This is a genomic window from Treponema sp. Marseille-Q4132 (assembly GCF_014334835.1).
GTDB lineage: Bacteria > Spirochaetota > Spirochaetia > Treponematales > Treponemataceae > Treponema_D > Treponema_D paredis.
Genome location: NZ_CP060591.1, coordinates 1,010,267 through 1,033,855, shown reverse-complemented (window position 1 = coordinate 1,033,855; position 23,589 = coordinate 1,010,267). Strand labels below are relative to the sequence as shown.

Sequence of the window (23,589 nt, the reverse complement as noted above, 5' to 3'; positions counted from 1 at the left end):
GAGTCTATGACTTATACGGAAAAATTCCTGAGCGATATTGCACGCGCGGCCAAGCGCGACCGGGCGGAAAGCGTCGGCCGTTACGACGCGAAAAAAACGTGCGAAAAAATCGCGCGCTCCCTCGAAAACGCTATCCGCGGTCTCGGCGATCTTCCCCGTGCGGCCGGGAACTATTGGCTCGCCGAGTATATCGATTCGTCGCCCGATATCGAAAACGAGCCGACGAGGGAGCACGCCGAAAAACTTGCCGCGATACTTTCGTTTTTGCGCGGCGAAGGCGACACGTCGAGCCTTTCTCCCCTCGACTGGAAAAATCTTGCCTCTCTCGTACAGGATGAAGCCGAAACGCTTCCGATCGAATCGCTTTCGTCGCTCATGGCTTCTCTCGTCGAACAAAAAGCGGTGTAACCTTATGCCGCAATCCTTTCGGACGGAGCGGATCGAAGAACCCGCTTTGCAGGGTTCCGCTCCGCTTCATTGCTCCGCTTCGCTCCGCAACGGCGTTCCGCCGCCCTTACAATCGGGCGTAGGCGTTTATGCTCCGTGCGTGCAGTGTCCCAGAAAATGCGCCGCCGACAGAAAAACCGCGCGCGGATTGTGCGGAGAAGGGGATGCTCTCCGCATCGCGTCCGCGTGTCTGCACTTCGGCGAAGAGCCGCCTGTTACCGTATTCGGCGGAAGCGGTACGATTTTTTTTACGGGCTGTACGCTCCGCTGCGCTTTTTGCCAAAATTATCAGATTTCGCAAAACGGCATGGGACGCGCCGTCGACAGAACCGAATTTGTTAAAATCTGCCGGACGCTCGAAGATGCGGGCGCTGAAAACATAAATCTCGTCACCGGAAGTCACGCGATCCCGCTCATCGCTTCTTATTTGAAAAGCGCACGCGAAGACGGACTGTCGATTCCGTTTTGCTGGAATTCTTCGGCATACGAATCGGTCGAAACGCTCGAACTGCTCGAAGACCTCGTGTCCGTATGGCTGCCCGATTTGAAAACGCTTTCGCCCGAACTTGCAAAACATCTCTTCGGTGCGGAAAATTATCCCGAAGCCGCCGCTCTCGCCGTCCGATGGATGATCGAGCGTTTTCCGCTTACTCTCGTGCAAAAGACAAAAGACGGAACCGAAAAGGAAAAGATCGAGCGCGGCGTCATCGTGCGCCATCTTTTTTTGCCCGGACGCTTTTCCGAAACGGCCGATACGCTCGCATGGCTCAAGCGTTATGCCGACGGCAAAGCGCTCGTTTCGCTCATGTCGCAGTATACGCCCGTACCCTTTGAAGAAAGCGAGCGTGTAAAACGGGGAGCTGCGCTTTCGGCGATCGAAAACCGTCTCGTAAGCGAAGCCGAAGATACCGATCTCCGCGACCTTATCGACGCTCACGATTTCGAATATCTTTTTTATCAGGAACTTTCCGACGATACGAGCTGGCTTCCCGATTTTAACCGTACGCAGCCCTTTTCAAACGCGCTCGCAAAACCCGTGTGGCATTGGAAAACGGGTTTTGAAGTGTAAAAAAATCGCGGACGGCTGTCGGTTGCCGAGCGGACATCACATCGTTATGATGAATATGTAAGGAATCCTATGGCACTGCTCGTATTGAAACAGCTCGTAATTATGCTGTGTATCGTTTCGGTCTCGTTTTTCTTTGCGCGGAAAATACGGCCCGGAAAAACCGAACAGCAATTTTTAAGCAAAATTCTCCTCTATCTCGTTGCTCCCTGTCTTTTGCTGCACATACTCGATGCTCCCTATGACAGCGAAAAAATAAAGCAGTTTATCGTTATCGCAGTCCTGAGTGCGGCGATGATCGTACTCTTGGCTTTTGTCGCGCGTATTTTTACCCGATCAAAAACGGCGGAAGGTAAGGCTCTCGACGGTATCGACCGCGTTGCCGTCGTGTTTACGAATTGCGGCTATATCGGCATTCCGCTCGTACACGGAGTGTTCGGCGACGAGGGTGTTTTTTATCTCACGGGATTTATCGCCGTATTCAATATTGCGATATGGACGTACGGAAGCTTCGAAATGTCCGGCAAAATCGAACTCAAAAAAGTACTGCTCAATCCGAGCATAATCGCCGTCGCTGCGGGTTTTACGCTTTTTTGTCTGCCGTTCAGACTGCCGCAATTCATCGCTCATCCTGCAGCGCTCGTTGGGAGTATGAATACGCCCCTTTCGATGGTGATCCTCGGCATATTGTTTGCGGACTTCCGCGTTCCGTCGAAAAGCGCATTGTACATCGTTCACGCCGTAAAAGTCATACTGCTCCGCCTAGTGGTATCTTCGTTCGTTATGCTCGCGTTTATGTTTGTCGTACTTCGTTTTTCGGCATCTTTTCCCGACATAAAAAAAATTATGTTCGTGCTCTATATTGCAAGCCTTTGTCCGTCGGGTATAAGCACGTCGATGTTCGCCGCCGTCTTTGAAAAAGATACGTCGTATGCGAGTCTTGTCGTTTCGCTTACCTCCGCGCTGAGCTTCCTCACCGTTCCGCTTTTCGTGCGTTTGGCCGAAGCTGTGTTCCGCTGACGGAAGCACTCGTAAGCACGGCGAAAGCGTTATGCCGATACCGCAGAACGCGTTTTTTTTGCAAGCGATACATGCGCTATGTGTAAAAGGAAGGGTCGTGCGGATAATCACCGGCGTTTTTTTTCGTATACAGGATGTACGTGCAGGGGAAAACGTCGTCGTTCATCTTTTTAATAATTTTTTTTTCGAAAAGCGTTTCGTCGAACTCGGGAAAAAAAGCGTCTCCGTCGACGTATGTGTCGATTTCCGTTATATAAAGCGCGCTGCAAAGCGGCAGGGCTTGGGCGTAAACCGCTTCGCCTCCCGCAAAAAAAATATCGGCCGGGGGATCGCTTTTTGCCGAAAGCGTTTTTGCAAGCGAAAGAGATTCCGGTATGCTTCGCGCTTCGTAGAGCTTTGCTTCGGGCTGCCGTTTTTCGGAAAATATTTTGTTTTTCGAAAGGACGATCGTCGTTCTGCCTTTAAGCGGTTTGCCTATGGACTCGAATGTCTTTCGTCCCATGATTACGATATTGCCCGCGGTTACATCGCGGAAATGATGCAGTTCGTTTATTAATTTCCACGGGAGTTTTCCGTCTTTGCCTATCGCGCGGTTTTTTGCATACGCCGCGATGATTGCGATCATGCCCTCTTATGCCTGCACTTCGACAAAGCTTCCGACGCTTTGCTTTTGCGCATAGACGCTTCTGTTACCGCGGTAGGGATTTTTGATACGCTCCATCTGCTTTTGAATATCCGCAATGTGAACGCGGAGCAGGCTGCGGTTTTTTTCGTTTTGGGCGAGGACTTGCGACTGCAAGTGTGCGAGATCTTTTTGAATCGATTCGAGCGCGCGCTTTTCGCCTTCCGGAGCGGAACTCCTTATCGACGAATACATTTCCTCCATCGGTACGATCACTTTTTGCAGGCCTGCGATATTCGAAACGACTTGCTGTTCGAGCTCCGTATGCGCGATGAGCGCGTCGGTGTTTTCTTCCGTAATCGACGTTTGCTGTTTTTCGAGCACTGAAAGATATTCGCGGAATTTGTCGCGCTGTTGTTCGAGCAGCGTTTTAAATCGTTTGAGTACGGCAACGCGTTCGTTTATTTCGTTTTGTGAAAGTTCCTGCATGATCACCTCTCGGTTCAGCCTTCTATATTCAATGCATTTGCGACCGTCGCCGCCGGCGCATTTGCCGTGCTGTTTGCCGCCTGCCGCCACGCGCCGGAAAGTTCGGTCATCATCGACAGTACAAAATCGATCTTTTTTTTATCGCGGTTGATGTTTGCCGACATGAGTTCGTTATTGAAAAATATGTACAGCGACATGAGATTTTTTGCGATCTCTCCGCCCCTGTCCATATCGAGCGACACTTGCAGCTCCGTGATGATCGCCTGCGCTTTTTGCAGACAGTTGTTGAACTTTTCGATATCGCGCGCTTTTACGGTGTTCGCGGAATCGAACATATCGGCAGCGGCTGAGAGCTGCCGTACCGCTCCTTCATAGAGTAAAACGACGAGGTGCCCCTGACTGGCCGTGCGGATATTGGTATTTTTATATGCATTATACGCTTGATTATAGCCCATGTTCAACCTCCGTGTACCCATGCAGCAAATATTTCCCGAAAATAACAGTCATCCGTATATCAGTATCGGTATTTGAAAATGAAACTTTATATAAAAATTTATTCGGAGGAAGTATTTTTTCTGTCGACAAACCGGAGGATATTTCGTATATTTAAAGTACCGAAATGTATCCCAGCGAGGTTTTTGATGAGCGATAAAATCGACGATAAAAAAGACGACAACAAAGACGATCCGTACAATTTTTTCAAATTTGCCGGACCGGAAGACAACGATAAAAAGAAAAAAGACGACAACAATAACCGCTCGCATTTTCCGCTGTGGGCTCTTATACTTCTCGTGCTTGCGGTTCTTGCACTGGTCAATATGTTCGTTATGGCCAAGCCGGATAATCTTATCGATTTTTCGGAATTCCGCAGTCTCATCGAAGACGGAAAGATCGTTTCGGTCGAACTCGGTGAAACGTATTTTACCGGCTACGGGCCGGAACGCTCGGTGTCTTCGGATCAGGGCGCGAAGGGCTATATGCTTTTTCCCGTTCAAACGCGCAGCCGTCAGGAATACAAAACGCTCGGCGTACTGGGCCTAAGCGAAGGGCTTATCGATCTGATGAACGAAAAGGGCGTCGATTATAAATTCGTGCTTCGGCAAAACGGTTATCTGCTTCCAATTCTCGCCAATCTCATACCCATCGTTTTTATTTTCATTATGTATTTTTTAGTGCTTCGAAAGATGGGAAGCGGCATGGGCGGCGGTATGGGAAGCATTTTCGGTGCGGGGCAGTCGCGCGCGAAAGCCGTCGAAGAGGGAAAAGTGAAAACGCGCTTTTCCGACGTCGCGGGTGTCGACGAAGCGAAAGACGAGCTTATCGAAGTCGTCGATTTTTTAAAGCAGCCGAAAAAATACACCGACATCGGCGGTAAGATCCCGAAGGGCGTGCTGCTCGTCGGGCCTCCGGGTACGGGTAAAACGCTTCTTGCGCGCGCCGTAGCGGGAGAAGCGGGCGTGCCGTTTTTCCGCATTTCGGGTTCGGACTTCGTTGAAATGTTCGTCGGCGTCGGTGCGAGCCGCGTGCGCGACCTCTTCCGCCAAGCGCGGGAAAAAGCGCCGTGTATTATTTTTATCGACGAACTCGATGCGATCGGCAAAAGCCGCATGAACAACCTCGGCGGCAACGACGAACGAGAGCAGACGCTCAACCAGCTCCTTGTCGAAATGGACGGCTTCGATAACGAAAAAGGATTGATCATTCTTGCGGCGACGAACCGCCCCGACATACTCGATCCCGCGCTTTTGCGCCCCGGCCGTTTTGACCGCCAAGTGCCCGTCGAACGTCCCGACGTCAAGGGCAGGGAAGAGATTTTGCGCATCCATGCGAAAAACGTCAAACTCGATTCCGACGTCGATTTCGAATCCCTCGCTCACGGTACGATAGGTTTTGCGGGCGCCGACCTCGCGAACGTCGTAAACGAAGCGGCACTCCTTGCCGTACGCAACGGACACGCAAAAGTGACGATGTCCGATTTTAACGACGCGATCGACAAAGTGAGCATCGGTCTCAAAAAAAAGACGCGAAAGGAAAACGAAAAAGAGCGGCGCATCGTCGCGTTCCACGAAACGGGGCACGCGCTCGTCGGCGCTTTTACGCCCGATTATCCGCCGGTCAACAAGATCACCGTCGTTCCGCGTTCTCACGGTATCGGAGGTTTTACGCAGTACCGCGAAGAAGAAGAAAAAACGCTGCAGACGAAACGCGATTTGATCAACGAAGTCGACGTTCTCCTCGGCGGACGGGCTGCCGAACAGGTTATTTTCGACGAGATTTCGACGGGAGCCGCAAACGATATTCAGCGCGCAACCGACACGATCCGCAAAATGATTACCGATTACGGCATGAGCGAACGATTCAAAAACGTTACGCTCGGAAAATCGGGACAGGGATACGGGGCTACCGAACCGCAGCTCGTGCGCGAATATTCGGAAGAAACGCAAAAATACATCGACGAAGAGATCGCGCGCGTCATGGCCGAGCGCTATAAATCCGTCGTTGCGCTTTTGAAAAAGCACCGCGAGCTGCTTGAATACATCGCGAAATATTTGCTCGAAAAAGAAACGATGGACGGCAAAGAATTCGAAGATATCGTCAAAGCTGAAGCTCATGCAAAAGCGCTCCAAGACGCTTCAAAGCCCTCTGCAAAAAAATCGGCAAAACGCGTTTAGGCTCGGCGGCGGGGTGTGAAGTTTCCCGCGTTTGCAGCCTGCCGCGGCGAACGGTAGGGTTGCTGCCGGAAGTGCAGCCGATTTTTTGTGTTACCATTGTTTTTAGGGAATATGGTTTTTGATGCGCTTGCTCTGTCTGTGCGCAGCGAAACGCATTTGCAGCGCGCTTGACAAACTTTAATATTTTTGAATATATTTACTCATACTTAAGATCATGGTTCGGAGGTATTCGATATGAAAATGCTCGGTAAATGTGCGGGTTTTGTGCTTGCTGCGGCTTTGGCGCTTTTTGTCTCAGGCTGTTCCAAAAGCGAAAGTGATATGATTAACATAGGCGGCATCTTTCCGCTGTCCGGCGACGTCGCCGTATACGGCGTCGAATGCAAAAAAGGCATCGACCTTGCTATCGATGAAATAAACGAATCGGGCGGCGTAAACGGTAAAAAAATCGTTCTTATCGGAGAAGACGATGAAGGCAAGCCTGACAAGAGCGTCAACGCCTTTAAAAAATTGACGACGAAAGACAAAGTCAAATTCATTATCGGTTCGCTGACCTCGGGCTGCGTACAGGCGGTGACGACGCTTGCACAGGCAGGGCGCGTCATTCAAATCGCACCGGCGGCGACAGCTCCGGCGATCACCGATGCGGGCGATTATATTTTCCGCGCGTGTTTTATCGATCCCTTTCAGGGAACGGTCGGCGGCAAATTCGCAACGGAAACGCTCGGTGCAAAGCGCGCCGCCGTTTTGTACGATATCCAAAACGATTATTCCGTCGGACTTGAAGAAAACTTCGTCAAAGCATTCGAAGCCGGCGGCGGAACGATCGTCGCGCGCGAATCGTATTCGACAGGCGATAAGGATTTCAATGCGCAGCTTACGAAAATCAAAAACGCCTCACCCGATGTCGTCTATATTCCCGATTACTACGGTACGGTCGCGCTCATCGCACGTCAGCTCCGTATGCAGGGTATAACGACGCCGATCGTCGGCGGGGACGGATGGGACGGACTGTCCGGAAACGCAGGCGACGAAGTGCTTAACGGATTTTATTCGAATCACTATGCGGTCGATTCGGAAGTTCCTGCGGTGCAGAAATTCGTTTCGTCTTTCAAGACAAAATACAATTCCGCGCCCAACGCGTTTGCGGCTCTCGGCTACGACAGCGTGTACATGCTGCGCGATGCGATTGTAAAAGCGGGAACGCTCGACGCCGCTTCTGTCCGTTCGGCGCTTGAACAGACGGACGGCAATTACGTTACGGGGCATTTGACTTTCGATGCCCGGCACAATCCCGTCAAATCCGCGGTCATGCTCGAACTCGTGCGCGGAGCGGACGGAAAATTGACGAGCGTGTATAAGACGACGGTCAATCCCTAAAGCTTTTTTGCACGGCAAGAGGCGCCCCTTCCTTTGCGAAGCCGGCGCCTTTTTTATTTTCCTTTTGTTTCGGATAGCAACTAAATGGCGAGTTTTGAAAGCAAATAAAATTGTGCGGAGGCGAGGTTCCGGCAGCGTGCCGTTTCGAGCGTTATGCTTACGGAAATCTACCCTAAAAGCTCGACCGCGGCTAAGCTGACGGGTTCTCGCTGAAAGCATATCTTTTATTTAGATAATACTTTCAAAACTCGATATTCAGGATATAATTATTAATGAGCGTTTTATTGAATAATCGGCGCGGATATGGTACTGTAAAACTTACCGTTTAATACAGAAAATAAAAAGGTTGGAAAAGGTTTAGGAATCGGCTATGAATAACGGTTTACTGTTTTTACAGCAGCTCATCAACGGGCTTTCGCTCGGCAGCATCTACGCTCTCATCGCGCTCGGCTATACGATGGTTTACGGCATTGTAAAACTTATCAATTTTGCTCACGGCGACGTCGTCATGATGGGAGCGTACGCGGGCTACTTCGTGCTTGTCGCGCTCGGATCCGCGCCTTCGGTCGCAGCAAGCGTCACTCCCGTAAGCCTCGTGCTTGCGTTCGCCGCGGCTATGGTAGTTTGCGCCTTGCTTTCGCTCGTCATCGAGCGCTTTGCCTACCGTCCGCTCCGCTCGGCTCCGCGCCTCAATTCGCTTATCACGGCGATCGCGGTCGAACTCATCTTGCAGAATACGATGCGCGTGCTGCCCTTCGTCGGTCCCGATCCTCGCCAATTTCCGACGATTGCGGTAAAAAACTTTTTATTCGGCTCTCTTGCCGTATCGAATATCCAGTGTATCGTCATCGCATCGAGTGCGTTTTTGATGATCGTTTTAAATTATATCGTAAACAGGACGAAGACGGGCAAAGCGATGCAGGCCGTTTCATTCGATATGCAGGCCGCTTCTCTGATGGGGATCAGCGTCAACCGCATTATCGCGGTTACTTTCGTTATCGGCTCGATCCTCGCAGGTGCGGGCGGCGTTTTGTATGCGACCGCCTATCCGCAAGTCGATCCGATGATGGGGTATATGCCCGGTCTCAAAGCATTTATCGCGGCCGTTCTCGGCGGTATCGGTTCGATCCCCGGCGCGATGTTCGGCGGCATCCTGCTCGGCATCGCGGAAACACTCACAAAGGGCTTTCTCTCGTCGCAGTATGCGGACGCGATTTCCTTTTCCATTTTAATAATCGTCCTTTTGGTAAAGCCGTCGGGTATATTCGGAAAGAGCCGCACGGTAAAAGTGTGATGCGCTTGCGTGTACGGAGATTTAATAATTATGAAAGATAAACTGCTGAAAAATATGCTCGTTCCGGGTGTGTGCGCGCTGCTTGCCGTCGCGCTTCCCGCCCTCCTCATACGCTTGGAAATCATCGACGCGTATACCGCGCAAATACTCACGCTGTCGGCGGTCAACGCGATCATGGCGCTCAGCGTCAATATGATTTGCGGCATCACAGGGCAGCTCTCTCTCGGGCAGGCGGGCTTTATGGCGATCGGTGCATACGCGACGATTTTGCTTTCGACGAACGCGCACGTACCGCTGCCCCTTTCGATCGTTTTAGCCGGTATACTTACTTCTTTTTTCGGATTTCTCATCGGCTTTCCGACGCTCAAACTCGAAGGCGATTACCTTGCGATCGTAACGCTCGGCTTCGGTGAAATAATCCGCGTCGTACTCGTCAATTTAAAACGATGGACGGGAGGCCCGAACGGTAAACAGTTTCCGACCGCGCTCGCGCTCAATCCCGTTCTCGCGTATACGGTTATCGTCGGAACGCTTGTCGCCCTCGTCGTTTTGGTGCAGAACTTTATACGCTCGACTTACGGACGCGCGATCCTCGCCGTGCGTGAAGACGAAATCGCCGCGAATGCTGCGGGCATCGACGTGTTTAAATATAAGATGCTCGGTTTCGTCGTCGCTTCTTTTATTGCAGGTATCGGAGGAGCGCTCTACGCGCCCTTTATCGGATTCGTAAAACCCGACCAGGCGTCGTTTACGAAAAGCATCGACTATCTCATTTTCGTCGTACTCGGCGGCATGGGTTCGACGACCGGAAGCGTGCTTGCGGCCTTTGTGCTCACCTATGTACAGGAGTTTTTACGCTTTTTGCAAAATTACCGCCTGCTCATTTACCCTGTTATCCTCATCATCGTGATGATATTCCGCCCGCAGGGACTCATGGGGATGAAAGAATTTTCATTTGTCCGCGCCTTCGATAAAATCGCTTCGATCTTCGCGCGCGGCAAAAAAACGGAGGCGCACAATGGCTGATGAAAAAAAACTCGTGCTCGAAGCAACCGACGTTTCGATCATCTTCGGCGGTTTGTGCGCGGTGAGCGAATTTTCGTGCGAACTGCGTGAAGGAGGGCTCTACGGTTTGATCGGTCCGAACGGCGCAGGAAAGACGACGCTGTTCAATATGATCAGCGGTATCTATACGCCCACTTCCGGACAACTTTCGTTTTGGGATAAAAACGGCAAAGTCCGTATCATCAATAAAATGAAGCCCGCGGGGCTCAACGCGATCGGCATCGCGCGCACCTTTCAAAACATCAGGCTTTTCGGAAATCTTTCGGTGATCGACAACGTGCGCATCGCGCTGCACTCATCGCGTACGGTTTCCCCTCTCGACGTGCTGCTTCGTACTCCGAAGTACAGGCGCGACGAAAAAATGATGAGCGAACGGGCGATGCACCTTTTGCAGCTGTTTAAAATCGACGGTAAAAAAGACTCACTCGCGCGCAACCTGCCCTACGGCGAACAGCGTAAACTGGAAATCGCGCGCGCCCTTGCGTCGAAGCCGAAGCTGCTTTTGCTCGACGAACCGGCGGCCGGAATGAATCCGCAGGAAACGGCGGAACTCATGCGTATGATCGATTTTATCAGAAAGGAATTCGATTTGACGATTTTGCTCATCGAACACGATATGAAGCTCGTCATGGGGATCTGCGAACATATCATGGTGCTCGATTACGGCCGCGTCATTGCGGAAGGAAAGCCGGAAGAGATTCGGACGAATCCGCAGGTCATCAAAGCCTATCTCGGCCGGGACGCGTCGTAAAAGGGAATCGACTTTTATTAATCTATATATAAGGGGGCACGATGGGTACGCTGCTCGAAGTTAAAAATCTCACCGTCTCATACGGCGCGATCAAAGCGCTTCACGATATTTCGTTTTCGGTCGAAGACAAAGAAGTCATCACGCTGATCGGATCGAACGGCGCGGGCAAGACGACGACGCTGCACGCCGTTTCGAATATTTTGAAAAAGGATGCGGGAAGCATTTTTTTCGACGGAGAAGACATCACCGATTGCCCACCCGACAAAATCGTCGAGCGCCGTTTGATTCAGGTGCCGGAAGGCCGGCGCATTTTTCAAAACCTTTCGGTGCGCGAAAACCTCGAACTCGGCGCCTATTTGCGTCGCGACAAGGCGGAAATCCGGCGGGATACGGAAAAAGTGTTCGCTCTTTTTCCGCGCTTAAAAGAACGCTTAAAGCAAAATGCGGGAACGCTTTCCGGAGGAGAGCAGCAGATGCTCGCGATGGGCCGCGCTCTCATGGCTTCTCCGAAACTGCTTTTGCTCGACGAACCTTCTATGGGGCTTGCGCCGATCCTCGTCGATGAAATCTTTTCAATCATTAAAAAAATCAGCGCAGAGGGGACGACGATCCTGCTCGTCGAACAAAATGCGTATAAAGCGCTTTCCGTTGCCGACCGCGCGTACATCCTCGAAACGGGCGCAATATCGAAAAGCGGAAAGGCGTCCGATCTCGCTGCCGATCCCGCGGTAAAAGCGGCCTATCTCGGCGGCTGAAATCATCACGCGCGAACGGCGGCCGATAAAAAAAACACGGTATAGCGGTAAAATCGCGCGGAATGTGTTATAATACTAAGGAAATGCAGAACAGGGCAACCGAGTCGGAAATGTATTAGGTATGAAAATAGTGTATCGAGTACATAAAAAGCGGCGGAACGCGAGGCAGCGGAACTGACGTCGAGCTGCTCAGACCGATGGCAAGCAATCTTTTTTTATAAAAAAGATTGCGCTGTCCGATTCCGATTACGGTCTGCCGCGGCGAGCGGCAGGGCTGCTGCCGGGAGTGCAGCCGCTTTTACATTACATGTTATTTTTTAGATGACATAGTTTCCGGCTCGGTTGCCTTGGGGTGCAGGAGGATTTGTATGATTGTAAAGGATGTGATGACTCGAAACCCGGTGTACGTTTCTCCGGAAACGACGCTTACGGAAGCCAAAGCGCTTATGACGAAAAAGGCCATCAACAAGCTGCCCGTCATCGATAAAAACGACAGACTCGCCGGCATCATTACAAAAAACGATTTGGCAAAAGCCGGTCCCTCCGATGCGACCACGCTCGACATGTATGAAATCGGCTATCTGCTTTCCAAGCTGACCGTCGAAAAAGTCATGACGAAAAAAGTTGTAACGGTTTCCGAAAACGAGATCGTCGAAGAAGCGGCGCGCATTATGGTCGACAACCAAATCGGATGCCTTCCGGTTATGAAAGACGATATCCTCATCGGCATCGTGACCGAAAGCGATCTCTTTCACCTGTTTACCAATATGTTCGGTGCCCGCCACAAAGGCGTGCGCGTGACGATAAGCAGCGCCGACAAGCCCGGCAGACTTGCAAAGATCGCCGAAAAGATAGCGGCGCTCAACGGCAATATCGTTTCCGTCGTTACCGATGAACTGAAAGAACCCGGTGTACGCCGCCTCACGATAAAAGCGACCGACATAACGCTCGAAGCGATGCAGTCGGTGCTTTCTGATTGCGGCGTTTCGGTGGAAGATATCCGCGTCGTGTGACCGAGCGCGTAAAGATTTGCTTTTGCGGCGGACTGTCAGTATTTTATAAAAGATGAAAGCGCAGACAAAAACCCTTATCGACAGATTTCTCAGAACATACCGCGAAGTTTTTTCCGATAAGGATTTTGCGCGCATGCTCGGCAAAATGGGTATGCGCGTGACACGTAAGATATGCGAAGATTACCTCGCTTCAAGCGATTGTGTTTTTATGTTGGACGACGGGCTGTACATCACAAGAGCGGGCGCATTTTCGAACCGTTGGTTCAGCTTTAAGCCGACTCGAGGCGAAGTCGAACACAACTGTTTTGCGGCGGGAGCGAGGTGTATGCCTTTTGTCGATCCCGAAATGTTTCCGTCGTCGCTTACTTTTACATACAAAGGCGAAGCGCTTCCGCGTAAGATTGTGACTTTTGCAAGCCCCGATGCGGCCGATCTTTTTGCGCTTTACGGCGCGGAATTCGCTTCTCAATATATCGCCTCCGATCCTGCGAACGAGGGAATCGATTTGGCATCTCAGGATTTTGAGCTGCCGTCCGAAGTGTGCCTTACGGTCAATTCCCTTGAGCCCCTTGTCAAATACTGCGGTTTTAAATACGGCGACCGTATTTTGTGCCGCGTAGTCGATTGGGATTTCGGGCAAATCGAAGTCGTGCCGGTAAAGCGCGATGAAAACCCTATGCGCATGCAAGCCGACGATCTCGAACGGCAAAATTGGTACGCGAGGCTCGAATCGGATCTACTTGAAAGTTTCGATGCCGCAGGCCCCTGCGCATCGATCGAAGAGCAGCTTGCCTGCGTTTTTCTCGACGACGGCAAAGCTTTGTGTACGGTACACTGCGGTTCGGTCGAAGAGCTGCTTCAGCAAAGCCGCAAAGTCGCCTATGAGCCCTTCGGTGTTGAAACGCGTATATGGAAAGCGGGGGAAGAAGTTCCCGCCGTCGGGAAATGGAATAATTTTTTGAACGCCGATGCGGACGCCTACGGTCGGATGTTCGAAGATTTAGCGGCTCCCGATTTTGTTTTCGACGCCTATATCGAAGATCAGCTTTTCGAAAAAAAATACGATCCCGACCTCATCCTCGACCGGATTTTGCCTGACGGAGTTCATTTAAAACCCGAAGAACGGAAAATTCTTTTATTGCACATCGATTCGTGCCACGCTATAATAAAAAAAGATTACAATTGGTTTGCCGATTTTTATATCGGGCCGCTGCGCCGCCGTGCGCTTGCGTTGTATCGGAAGGCGAATCAGCTCGTGTTGGAAATCGACCGCTTTGCCGCAAATCTTGAGCGCTATCCGCAGCAGGAGCTCGTCATCCTGTCGCAGATATTCAATCATGTTCTGCACATGCTGGAGATGATCGAACGGGAGCCCGCAGCTGCGACCGAAGATGTCGATCGGATCGAAGCTTCGCTCGACGGTATGGAATGCAATTTTGAAGATATCAGCGGCGAGCTTAGCGATGCCGTCAAATCGGAAAAAAGAAACGGCTTTATCGTCGTAAAATAACGACGAATGTATTGCACTGTTTTTAATTTCAGGATTGCCGTTTTTTCATCGTATGATTTTCATAAATTATTTTATTAAATTAATAATTATTAATTATTTTTGATAGGAGCGATTATGAACGAAAAAGCGATGAAAGCCGTTGCGGCGAGCGTGCGCAGCCTTTCGATGGATGCCATTCAAAAGGCGAATTCGGGGCATCCGGGGATCCCTCTCGGAGCGGCGGAATTGGCGGCCGTTCTTTACGGAGAAATATTAAAACACAATCCCGCCGATTCGAAATGGACAGACCGCGACCGCTTTTTGATTTCCGCAGGACACGGCTCTATGTGGCTGTATGCGATTTTGCACCTCGCGGGCTACAAAGTAACGCTCGACGATATAAAGAGTTTCCGCCAAGTAGGTTCGAAGTGTCCGGGGCACCCCGAATACGGCGCGACGGACGGAGTCGAAAATACAAGCGGCCCGCTCGGACAGGGTGTGGCGATGGCGGTGGGCTCTGCAATCGCGGAAACGATGCTTGCCGCGCGATTCAATACGGCTTCTCGTAAAATCGTCGATCACTATACGTATTCGCTCGTCGGCGAAGGCTGTCTCCAAGAAGGAGTTGCGTCCGAAGCGTCGAGCCTTGCGGGACACTTGAAGCTCGGAAAGCTCATCGTATTTTATGACGAAAATAAAATCAGCATAGACGGTTCGACCGATATCGCTTTTACCGACGATATTGCAAAACGCTACGAAGCGTACGGCTGGCAGGTTTTGAACGGTTCGATGTACGAACCTAAAAAAATTATTAAATTGACGGAAGAAGCGAAAAAATGTACCGACAAACCGACGCTCATCATGCTTACGTCGGTCATCGGAAAATACGCGCCGAAGCAGGGCACGCCCGACGTACACGGTTCTCCCCTCGGAGAAGCAGGCGTAAAGGCTGCGAAAGAAGCGATCGGTTTGCCTTCCGACAAAGATTTTTACGTCCTCCCCGAAGCCTACGATTATTTTGCCGCAAAAAAAGCGGCGTATGCGGAGCGCGAAGAGGAATGGAAAAAAGAATTCGAAGCGTGGTCTGAAGAAAATCCCGAACTTCGAAAAGAGTGGGACGCTTTTCATACGGACTCTCCGACGGCAGACGTTCCCGACGTTTCGTTCAAAGTCGGAGACTCTCTTGCGACGCGCGATGCGAGCGGCAAAGCGATCGTCATGATCGCAAAGCGTTACGGAAACTTCGTCGGCGGTTCGGCCGATTTAACCGGGCCGAACAAAACGAAGATCGACGAATTGGACGGCATCTATTCGGCTGAAAACCGAAAAGGGCGCATGATCGAATTCGGCATCCGCGAGTTTGCGATGTCGGCAATCAGCGCAGGTATCAGTCTGCACGGAGGTCTGCGTCCATTCTGTGCGACTTTCCTCGTGTTCAGCGATTACCTCCGTCCATCGCTGCGCGTCGCATCTCTTATGAAGCAGCCCGTCATATACGTTTTTACACACGATTCTATTTACGTCGGCGAAGACGGACCGACTCACCAGCCGGTCGAAACGCTCGCCGCGCTTCGTGCGATCCCCGGCGTACAAGTGCTCCGTCCGGGCGATGCCGAAGAAACGGTCGAAGCGTGGAAGGCGGCCTATGAAAGCAAAGATCATCCGGTTTGCCTCGCGCTCACCCGGCAAAAACTTGCCGTATACGAAAAAGCCGACAAAGATTGGAAAAAGACGATCCGCACGGGCGCCTACGTCGTGCAGGAAGGCAGCGCCGCTCCTGATATTACCGTTCTCGCATCGGGATCCGAAGTGAATACGGCGCTTGAAGCGGCAAAGCTCGTTCCCGAAAAAAAGATCCGCATCGTATCGGTTATCGATTTGAAGCGGTTTTCCGAAGCCAACGATACGGCTCGAAACAAAATCATCGGAAATGCAAAGCGCGTCGTCGCCGCGGAAGCGGGTATCGGTACGGAATGGTTCCGTTTCGTAAAAGATCGAGGCGATATCTTCAGTATCGAAAGCTTCGGCGAATCGGGGCCGGCGGAAAAAGTTGCGGAGCATTTGCACTTTACCGCCGCGGACTTGGCAAAGGTGCTGAAGCGCTGAGCGCCGCATCGCGGGTGCAAGTGCCGCTTACGCTGAATGCGCAAATCTGAAAACGGAGCCGCTGAAAATCAAAGCGTTATTTTCAGCGGTGTACAAAAGCGTTTAAGAGGAAACACATATCATCGGTATTTTCAAAAAAGACACTGTTTAATTCGGCTGCGGATTGAGCAGTGTTTTTTTTACGATGCTCCGAGTGCCGCATACGAGCTTCCCAAATTTTCAATAATTATGCTATAGTTGTAATGCGATCGAATACGTAAAAGAGAGGCTGCAATACTGCCGCCTTTTTTCAAAAATCGATAGTGTCTTGGATTTTTTTTACGGAGGATTGTATGAGAAAATTTATCGTGCCGTTTGCTTTTGCTGCCGCGTTTGCGCTTTTTGCGGCGGGTTGTTCCGGCGTAAAAGCGGGAACTTATTCCGCTTCCGAAAAGGGTTTCGGAGGAGAGGTTACGGTATCGCTGACACTCGATGCGTCGGGCAAAATCACGGAGGCGGTTATCGCGGCTCCGAATGAAACGCCGAACATCGGCGGCGCGGCTGCGGAAAAGCTCGCGCGTTCCATCGTTTCATCTCAGACGATTGCGCTCGACGGCGTTTCCGGTGCGACGCTTACGAGTAAGGCTGTGTTTTCGGCCGCCGAAGCCGCGCTTAAAAAATCGGGTGCAAAACTTGCCGCGTATAAAAAATCCGTTGCAAAAAGCGGTGCCGACGAAGAGCTTACGGTCGATGTCGTCGTTGCGGGCGCGGGAGGATCGGGAACGGCTGCGGCGCTTGCCGCTTCGGAAGCGGGACTGCGCGTTTTGATTCTCGAAAAACTTTCGAATTACGGCGGCAACAGTCGGCTCGCTTCCGGATTTTTTGCGGTCGATTCGAAACTGCAACGGGCAAAGGGTATGCGTCTTTCCGAAGACGTCGCCGTGCACCGTCTCCTCGAATTCAATCAATATCTTTCAAACGGGCCGCTTACCCGTGCTATCGTTTATAAAGCTGCCGATACGATCGATTGGCTTACGGGCTACGGCATGACCTTTCACTTGCAGGAGAAAACGACGCAGTTTGCGCACGAGGGAGATGCGTACGAGGCATTTTGCTATCATAAATACGACAACAGCACTCAGGGCTTCGACAATCTCTATGCGAATCTCAAAAAGATGGGAGCCGAACTCCGCACGAATACGCGCCTTACCGAAATCATACAAAATACCGACGGTACCGTTACCGGCGTAAAAGCCGAAAAAGAAGACGGAGGCGTGCTCACCGTCCGCGCAAAATCGGTCGTCATTGCGACCGGCGGCTTCGGCGGAGACGTCGAACGCGTGCGGCGGGAACTCAAAACGCCCTACCTCAATTTTATCGGTATGCCGAGCATGGGCGAAGGCTTGGACGCGATGCTGAAAGCCGGAGCGAAGGATTGGGATGCGACGCCGCTTTTGCACGCATGCCAGCTTGCCGAAAGCACCGTTGCAAAAGAGTCGAGCAGCGAACAACTGGCAGGATATTCTTCATCAGCGCTTACGTGGCTTTTGCAGTCGCCGCTTTTGTGGGTCGACGGGCAGGGCAGCCGCTTCGCAAACGAAGACGTCGTCTACGATACGGCGTTTTGGGCGAATGCCGCCTATGCCGCAGGCGGACGCTATTTTATCGTCACGGATCAGGCGACCCTCGACAGTTACACGAACGGCGATACGCTTCGCCTTTCCTACAGCGGCCCCGGGCCGAGCAAAGAAGGCGGTAATTTGACCGAACTTGCGGAACTTGCAGTACAGGGTAAAACGGCGTGGAAGGGAAATACGCTTTCAGAGCTTGCATCCGCAGCAGGTTTCGATGAAAAAGGTTTTGCTTCTTCCGTCGACCGCTACAATACGATGGTTTCGCAGAGGAACGATACCGATTACGGGAAGTCCGCAAAGTCGCTCCGCTTCGGCGTATCGCAAGGCCCCTTTTATGCGTTCGACTGCCGCGCCGTATTTCTCGGAACGATCGGCGGTGTAAAAGTCGACGAACATTTGCGCGTGCTTGACGTCGAGCATTACAAACCCATTCCGGGTCTTTTTGCCGCGGGAACGAGCGCCGGCGGTTACTATGCGGGCAGGGGCTATCCTCCGTATGAAGGACTTGCGTGCGGATTTGCATGGACGTCAGGCCGCATCGCAGGCGAAAGCGCGGCTTCTTACGCTAAAAGCGCAAAGTAAAAATTGTGCGGCGGCAATGAACGCAAACTTCGACTTTATTAATAATTAATCAAAATTATTAAACCGCAGGGGGAAGCCTCTGCGGTTTTTTTAAGCGGAAAGCCTTTGACGGCAAACATCCTGTCTTGTTGTCGGTGCAAGTTTTGCAAACGAAGCTTATCGCTTAAAGTATGTTTTCTTTCGATCGTTTTTTCGCGTAACAATAAGAAACTACGGCGAAGACGATGCCCGCGAGCATCATCAAAAAGCAGAGGATTTGCCCCGTTGAAAAATTGAGGAGAGAAGCGTTCATATAGACGGGTGAAGCCGTATCCTTTCCGATGCGGAAACCCAAATCCGCATCCGGCTCCCGAAAATATTCGATGACGAAGCGGAATGCGCCGTAAGCGAAAACGTATGCTGCCGAAATCATGCCGTCCCATATTTTACGTTTTCTGATAAGATGCAGTATGCCGAACAGTACGACGCCTTCGAAAAACGCTTCGTATAATTGGCTCGGATGGCGCGGGAGGTTTACGGTCGCGCTCGAAATTTCCATGCCGATCTTTGCCGCAAATTCCTGCACCCATTTTAAGCTTGCCGAAAATTTTTCCGCTTGCGGAAAGACGATCCCCCACGGCATTGTCGTGATCCTTCCGTAGAGCTCTCCGTTTAAAAAATTGCCGAGCCTGCCGAACGTGTAGCCTGCGGGGATTGCGGCCGCTATCGCGTCCATCCATTGGAGCGTGTTTTTTTTGTGCCGCTTGCACCATACGATCGTGCCGATAAGGCCTCCGATAAGGCCTCCGTGATACGACATGCCCGCAAGGCCCGTGAATTTATGCGTTACCGTATCGAATGGCCAAAAGATGAGCCACGGCCGTTCTCGGTACATGCCGCTCGTATCGTAGACGAGGGTTGAAAAGATGCGCGCGCCGATGAGCAAAAATACGATCCCCGTAGCGATAAAACCGAATATGTCGTCTTCGGTCGCTTTGTAGTTTTTGCTGTCGAGCGCGCCTTCCTGCATTTCTTTTTTCAGCACGAAAAACGCCGTGCCGAATGCGAATATGTACATGAGACCGTACCAGCGCAAAAGACCGAGTACGGGGATGCCCGGAAAAATTTCCGGATGGATCCACGACGGATAATTGCAATACAAGGGTAAAAACATCGCTTATACCTTAAAGCCTTGGGCCGCAGCCTGCACCAATTTCGATTTTAACAATATATTTTCCTTTTTCAACTGCGTGAGTTCGAACTGCTGCGTTTTGATCGTTTCGGCGAGTTCTCCTATCGTGAGCGTGCCGCTTCCGACCAAATCGTCGATGACCGACAGTTTGTAGCCGTAATCTTCGTTCGCTTCTTCTTCCGCCATTTGGAACGTCGCACCTCCGTCCGTATCGGCGGCATAAGCGTCGTCGAAACTATGCGCTTCCGATGCGAGCACTTTTTCGGCAATGCGGTAGATCGCCTGCGAAAGTACCGCCTGCGGTTTATATACGATGATCGGCAGTTGCGACTCGAGCGCTTTTTCCTGCAGCGAATCGCGGTACATGATTCCCAAATATTCGATATCGAGTCCGAGGTATTGGTTGCACGAACGGCGTATGCGCTGCGCTTTGTCCGCGTCTTTCGGATCGTCGATGAGATTCATGATGAGACGCGGCCGGAACGATTTTACGCGCGACAAAAAGAGCGCGGTGTTTTCCGGGTCGGCTTTGTCGAGGGTTTCAATCAATTTGGGGATATAAAGCCGCTGGAGCGACGTCGAATCTTTACGCAGCGCTTCGAGTCTGTCGTATCCGGCAGTCCCTTTTTTAAACGTCGTGTACATGAGGCGGAAGACGGCGTTTTTGAGAAAGAGATAACCGTTGAGCGTCGCGGTGACCGTCGGAGCGGTTACGATGATGCCCTGTGCGGAAAGCAAAAACATATCGAGGATGATCTGGTGCGTTCCCGCTCCCAAGTCGAGGATGAGGTAATCGGCGTCAATGCTTTGAAAACTGCGCACGAGCTTTGTCTTTTGGAAAGGCTTGAGAGAGGTGAGACCGGGGATTTGACTGTCGCCTGCGATAAAGCTCACGTTTTCATAATCGGTCGGCACGATAATGTCTTCGAATTCGCCTTTATCGGTGAGCCACGCGCCGAGACTTGCCGCCGGATCCACGTGCTGACCGATCGCGAGATGCAGATTCGATGCACCTAAATCCAAATCCGCAAGCACTGTTTTTTTGCCGGCCTGACCGAGCGCAATCGAAAGGTTTGCCGACAAAAGGCTTTTGCCGACGCCGCCCTTTCCGCTCGCAACGGGAATGATTTGCATACGTCGATTATAACACACGCGCGCTTTTGTGCATACCCTGTATCGATACGGTTTCGGCAATATCGATCCGTTGCCGCCGCTCCCGATCGCGTGAAATACAACCGATGTCGCTTCGGCCCATATTCGTGCCGTTTTCGACCGATTGCTCTTTCCCCAGCGATGCGCTATACTATACACCTTGTTATCTAAAACACGGATCAGAGTCTATGGCGAAAAAAATTGAAAAACCGGTGATATATTCCGCTCTTGAAGTTGCAAATATCTGCGGCGTCGTAAATCAAACGGCAATCAACTGGATAAACAGCGGTTATCTCAAAGCGTTCAAAACGCCCGGCGGTCAGTACCGCGTATACCCCGACGATCTTGCGGATTTTATGCGAGAGCGCAATATGCACATTCCCATGAAACTTTTGAGTGCATGTTCGAATTGCGAGGCATACAATTCTTCTACTTTGCTTGTCATCGACGACGATAAAACTTTTAACACGCTCGTCGCACGTTTTATCCGCGAACGTTTTCCGGATCTTGAGATAATTCAAGCGTTCGACGGTTTCGAAGCGGGCGTACAGCTTTTTTCGAAAAAACCGCGCTGCGTCGTTTTGGATCTCGATCTTCCGGGCGTTGACGGTTTCGAACTCTGCCGCAAAATCAATGCCGACAATTCATACGGAAAGCCCGCCGTCATCGTCGTAACCGCGCTCGAAGACAAAGAACACGAAAACCGCATCGTCGATCTCGGCATCGAAAAATTTTTCCGAAAACCTCTGAAACTCGAATTGCTCGCCGACGCAGTCGACCGCGTATTCAAAGATTGATAAAAGGCTTCTCTGTACCGGGGCAACCTCATCGGAAATGTATATATAAAAAAACGTGTGTCTATACAAAAAAGGCGGAACGCGAGGCAGCGGAACTGACGCCGAGCCGCTCTGACCGATGGCAAGCAATCTCTTTGTAAAAAGAGATTGCGTAGTCCGATTCTTATTACGGTCAGCCGCGGCGGACGGCAGGACTGCTGCCGGGAGTGCAGCCGATTTTTTTACTTTACATGCTATTTTTTAGAGAATATGGTTTTTCCGGTGAAGTTGCTCTGTGTTCACCCCTCCGATCCTTGCCGCATTTACTTTCGGTAAATATACGCCGGATATGAAATACCGAGCATGAGTTCGCGCCTTATCGCATCGGGGATGAGCGCATCGGTTTTTCCCGCTTTGCTTGCCGCTTCCGAAAGCATTTCCAAAAGCGAATCTTTTTTTTCGTAGCGGAATGTCGTTACGACGCTTTCGTTATCTTCGAGTTCTTTTCGAAGAGACGAGAGCGCATCTTCCCATGTCCCGATTTCATCGACGAGTCCGTTTTTTTTCGCTTGGGACGCGGTATAGATGCGGCCGTCGGCAAGTTTTTTCACTTCGCCGATTTTCATACCTCGGCTTTTTGCGACGATGGCGGTAAACTGTTCGTACGCTTCGTCCGCGATCGACTGCATGATGGCTCTCTGTTCGTCGGTGAGCGGCGAGTTTATGTTGAGCATATTCTTGTTTTTTCCCGCAGTGATCGTTTCGACTTTGACGCCGAGCTTTTTGAGCAGTTCGGTCATATCGACCGATTGGCTTGCAATGACGCCGATCGATCCGGTGAGCGTGTTGCGGTTCGCATATATCGTTTCGGCCGCGCATGAAATATAATAACCGCCGGAAGCTGCGAGCGTCGTCATGTACGCATAGACCGGCCGGCCGGTATGTTCGGTGTAATCGCGGAGTGCGAGATACACTTCGTCCGATTCGTAGACGCCGCCTCCGGGAGAATCGACGGTCAGTAAAATCGCTTTATTTTTTTCATCGTCTTCGAGCGAACGGATCGTGTCGATGAGCCATTCGTGATTGTACGTTTTATTTTCCGTTTCGATGACGCCTTCGATGTACAGCGACGCGATGTAGTTTTTGCGAATGATAAAATTATTAAAAAATCCCGTGCCGCCGTCATTGCGCGAACTGTCCGTCGCTATCGTGTAGATGCCGATGCCCGCCGCAACGAGCAAAATGATGACGAATACGGCGATTCCGCCGCGTTTTTTATTTTTTGCCATACTGTTCTCCGTTGGTGTCTCCGATATCTTCGATCGTGACGACGCCCGATTCGAGTGCCTGCTTCATAAGCGCGTGATACGCATTTACGCATGTCATTGTCCTATACGGTATAACCCACAGAGAGGCGATACCGAGTGTCAAAGCGCAAAGCAAATACCATCCCAAAAAACTCAAGTACAAAACGAATAAATCCGTCTTATATCCCCGAGTGATTTTTTTGCTGATGTCGAGGGCCTGTGTTACCGGTACGTGAGGGAATTCTGCAACGATATAATTCATCTGTGAATACGCTATGCCCTTGACGATGTAGGGGATGACAGCGGGGATGATAAAGACGATCAGCCACCGATTGAGCGAGCGGACGGATGCGAAGATGATAATCATGCCGGGTATGATAAAGATGAGCATCCACAAAAACATCCAAATCTGCTTCCACAGCGCCGCTCCGATCGCGCGGAGCCAGTGCGCAAAACCCGCAAAAAAATCTCCGATCGATACGGGTTCGGGATCCCGCGACATTTTCAAGTACACGCAGTATTGTGAGATCGTACAGATTGCCGTTACGAAAAACACGAGCCAGCTTAAAAACGAATCGAGCGGCGACGACTCTTGATATTTACGCACGATTTGCAGGAGTGCGTTTTTATTTAGCGATAAAGCGGATGCCTGCAAAATTTCGCTGTACATCGTGATCGATTTTTTGATCGAGGGAAGCGATAAAAGCAGCAGGACGAGTGCCGTGATGAGCGTCATGAGTACAGGCACTGTCCTCCGATTTTTTAATTGAATACGTACAAACGATTTATATTTTTTTCTGTCGAACATTATTTCGGCCT

At 51.2% G+C, this 23,589-nt stretch carries 21 protein-coding genes; 14 read left to right on the top strand and 7 right to left on the bottom strand.

The window, feature by feature from the left end:
* Positions 1–6: 6 nt before the first annotated feature.
* The 3 genes from H9I35_RS04790 to H9I35_RS04780 all read left to right on the top strand — a co-directional run bounded on the left by H9I35_RS04790 (position 7) and on the right by H9I35_RS04780 (position 2,533).
* Positions 7–408 carry a hypothetical protein gene (locus H9I35_RS04790; RefSeq protein WP_187420448.1) on the top strand — a complete coding sequence of 134 codons (402 nt, stop codon included), beginning with the start codon at positions 7–9 and terminating at the stop codon, positions 406–408.
* 4 nt (positions 409–412) lie between these two features.
* Positions 413–1,516, top strand: a complete 1,104-nt coding sequence (locus H9I35_RS04785) for a radical SAM protein (RefSeq protein ID WP_187420447.1) — start codon at positions 413–415, stop codon at positions 1,514–1,516.
* Positions 1,517–1,585: 69 nt separating this feature from the next.
* A complete protein-coding gene (locus H9I35_RS04780) occupies positions 1,586–2,533 on the top strand; it encodes an AEC family transporter (protein WP_187420446.1) in 948 nt (315 codons plus the stop codon).
* A gap of 76 nt (positions 2,534–2,609) precedes the next feature.
* Here the strand turns inward: H9I35_RS04780 and H9I35_RS04775 are convergent, their stop codons facing one another.
* Genes H9I35_RS04775 through fliS form a run of 3 tightly spaced genes read right to left on the bottom strand, consistent with a single transcriptional unit; the run spans position 2,610 to position 4,099 of the window.
* On the bottom strand, positions 2,610–3,158 hold the full coding sequence (locus tag H9I35_RS04775) for a dihydrofolate reductase (RefSeq protein WP_187420445.1): 549 nt from the start codon (positions 3,156–3,158) through the stop codon (positions 2,610–2,612).
* A gap of 6 nt (positions 3,159–3,164) precedes the next feature.
* Positions 3,165–3,644 carry a flagellar export chaperone FlgN gene (gene flgN, locus H9I35_RS04770; RefSeq protein ID WP_187420444.1) on the bottom strand — a complete coding sequence of 160 codons (480 nt, stop codon included), beginning with the start codon at positions 3,642–3,644 and terminating at the stop codon, positions 3,165–3,167.
* A gap of 14 nt (positions 3,645–3,658) precedes the next feature.
* Positions 3,659–4,099: a flagellar export chaperone FliS gene (gene fliS / locus H9I35_RS04765; RefSeq protein WP_016521798.1), complete on the bottom strand. Its 441-nt coding sequence runs from the start codon at positions 4,097–4,099 to the stop codon at positions 3,659–3,661.
* Positions 4,100–4,285: 186 nt separating this feature from the next.
* Here fliS and ftsH point away from each other — a divergent pair, with 186 nt between their 5' ends.
* The 10 genes from ftsH to H9I35_RS04715 all read left to right on the top strand — a co-directional run bounded on the left by ftsH (position 4,286) and on the right by H9I35_RS04715 (position 18,364).
* On the top strand, positions 4,286–6,316 hold the full coding sequence (gene ftsH, locus H9I35_RS04760; RefSeq protein ID WP_187420443.1) for an ATP-dependent zinc metalloprotease FtsH: 2,031 nt from the start codon (positions 4,286–4,288) through the stop codon (positions 6,314–6,316).
* Between the two features lie 234 nt (positions 6,317–6,550).
* Positions 6,551–7,696, top strand: a complete 1,146-nt coding sequence (locus H9I35_RS04755; RefSeq protein WP_187420442.1) for an ABC transporter substrate-binding protein — start codon at positions 6,551–6,553, stop codon at positions 7,694–7,696.
* A 370-nt stretch (positions 7,697–8,066) separates the two neighbouring features.
* Complete coding sequence (locus tag H9I35_RS04750; RefSeq protein WP_016521795.1) at positions 8,067–8,990, top strand: branched-chain amino acid ABC transporter permease; 924 nt, start codon at positions 8,067–8,069, stop codon at positions 8,988–8,990.
* Positions 8,991–9,020: 30 nt separating this feature from the next.
* Positions 9,021–10,016 (top strand): branched-chain amino acid ABC transporter permease, encoded by a 996-nt coding sequence (locus H9I35_RS04745; protein ID WP_187420441.1) that lies wholly within the window; start codon positions 9,021–9,023, stop codon positions 10,014–10,016.
* On the top strand, positions 10,009–10,806 hold the full coding sequence (locus tag H9I35_RS04740) for an ABC transporter ATP-binding protein (RefSeq protein ID WP_187420440.1): 798 nt from the start codon (positions 10,009–10,011) through the stop codon (positions 10,804–10,806). Before H9I35_RS04745 ends, H9I35_RS04740 begins: the two co-directional genes overlap by 8 nt.
* Positions 10,807–10,847: 41 nt before the next feature.
* Positions 10,848–11,561 (top strand): ABC transporter ATP-binding protein, encoded by a 714-nt coding sequence (locus tag H9I35_RS04735; protein WP_371809470.1) that lies wholly within the window; start codon positions 10,848–10,850, stop codon positions 11,559–11,561.
* A gap of 368 nt (positions 11,562–11,929) precedes the next feature.
* Complete coding sequence (locus tag H9I35_RS04730) at positions 11,930–12,574, top strand: CBS domain-containing protein (RefSeq protein WP_187420439.1); 645 nt, start codon at positions 11,930–11,932, stop codon at positions 12,572–12,574.
* Positions 12,575–12,626: 52 nt separating this feature from the next.
* On the top strand, positions 12,627–14,084 hold the full coding sequence (locus tag H9I35_RS04725; protein ID WP_187420438.1) for a hypothetical protein: 1,458 nt from the start codon (positions 12,627–12,629) through the stop codon (positions 14,082–14,084).
* A gap of 114 nt (positions 14,085–14,198) precedes the next feature.
* Complete coding sequence (gene tkt, locus H9I35_RS04720; protein WP_187420437.1) at positions 14,199–16,169, top strand: transketolase; 1,971 nt, start codon at positions 14,199–14,201, stop codon at positions 16,167–16,169.
* Between the two features lie 332 nt (positions 16,170–16,501).
* Positions 16,502–18,364 carry an FAD-dependent oxidoreductase gene (locus H9I35_RS04715; protein WP_187420436.1) on the top strand — a complete coding sequence of 621 codons (1,863 nt, stop codon included), beginning with the start codon at positions 16,502–16,504 and terminating at the stop codon, positions 18,362–18,364.
* Positions 18,365–18,527: 163 nt separating this feature from the next.
* On the opposite strand, the gene lgt is transcribed toward H9I35_RS04715, so the two are convergent.
* Together lgt and H9I35_RS04705 are read right to left on the bottom strand one after the other, a co-directional pair.
* Entirely contained in the window at positions 18,528–19,517 is a 990-nt protein-coding gene (gene lgt, locus H9I35_RS04710) for a prolipoprotein diacylglyceryl transferase (RefSeq protein ID WP_187420435.1), read from the bottom strand.
* Positions 19,518–19,520: 3 nt separating this feature from the next.
* Positions 19,521–20,669 (bottom strand): nucleotide-binding protein, encoded by a 1,149-nt coding sequence (locus tag H9I35_RS04705; protein ID WP_187420434.1) that lies wholly within the window; start codon positions 20,667–20,669, stop codon positions 19,521–19,523.
* A 206-nt stretch (positions 20,670–20,875) separates the two neighbouring features.
* Here H9I35_RS04705 and H9I35_RS04700 point away from each other — a divergent pair, with 206 nt between their 5' ends.
* Positions 20,876–21,484 (top strand): response regulator, encoded by a 609-nt coding sequence (locus H9I35_RS04700; RefSeq protein ID WP_187420433.1) that lies wholly within the window; start codon positions 20,876–20,878, stop codon positions 21,482–21,484.
* Positions 21,485–21,786: 302 nt separating this feature from the next.
* Here H9I35_RS04700 and sppA read toward each other — a convergent pair whose 3' ends face one another.
* Together sppA and H9I35_RS04690 are read right to left on the bottom strand one after the other, a co-directional pair.
* Positions 21,787–22,752 carry a signal peptide peptidase SppA gene (gene sppA / locus H9I35_RS04695; protein WP_187420432.1) on the bottom strand — a complete coding sequence of 322 codons (966 nt, stop codon included), beginning with the start codon at positions 22,750–22,752 and terminating at the stop codon, positions 21,787–21,789.
* A complete protein-coding gene (locus tag H9I35_RS04690) occupies positions 22,739–23,578 on the bottom strand; it encodes a DUF975 family protein (protein ID WP_187420431.1) in 840 nt (279 codons plus the stop codon). The genes sppA and H9I35_RS04690 overlap by 14 nt, the downstream gene beginning before the upstream one ends.
* Between the last annotated feature and the right edge of the window lie 11 nt (positions 23,579–23,589).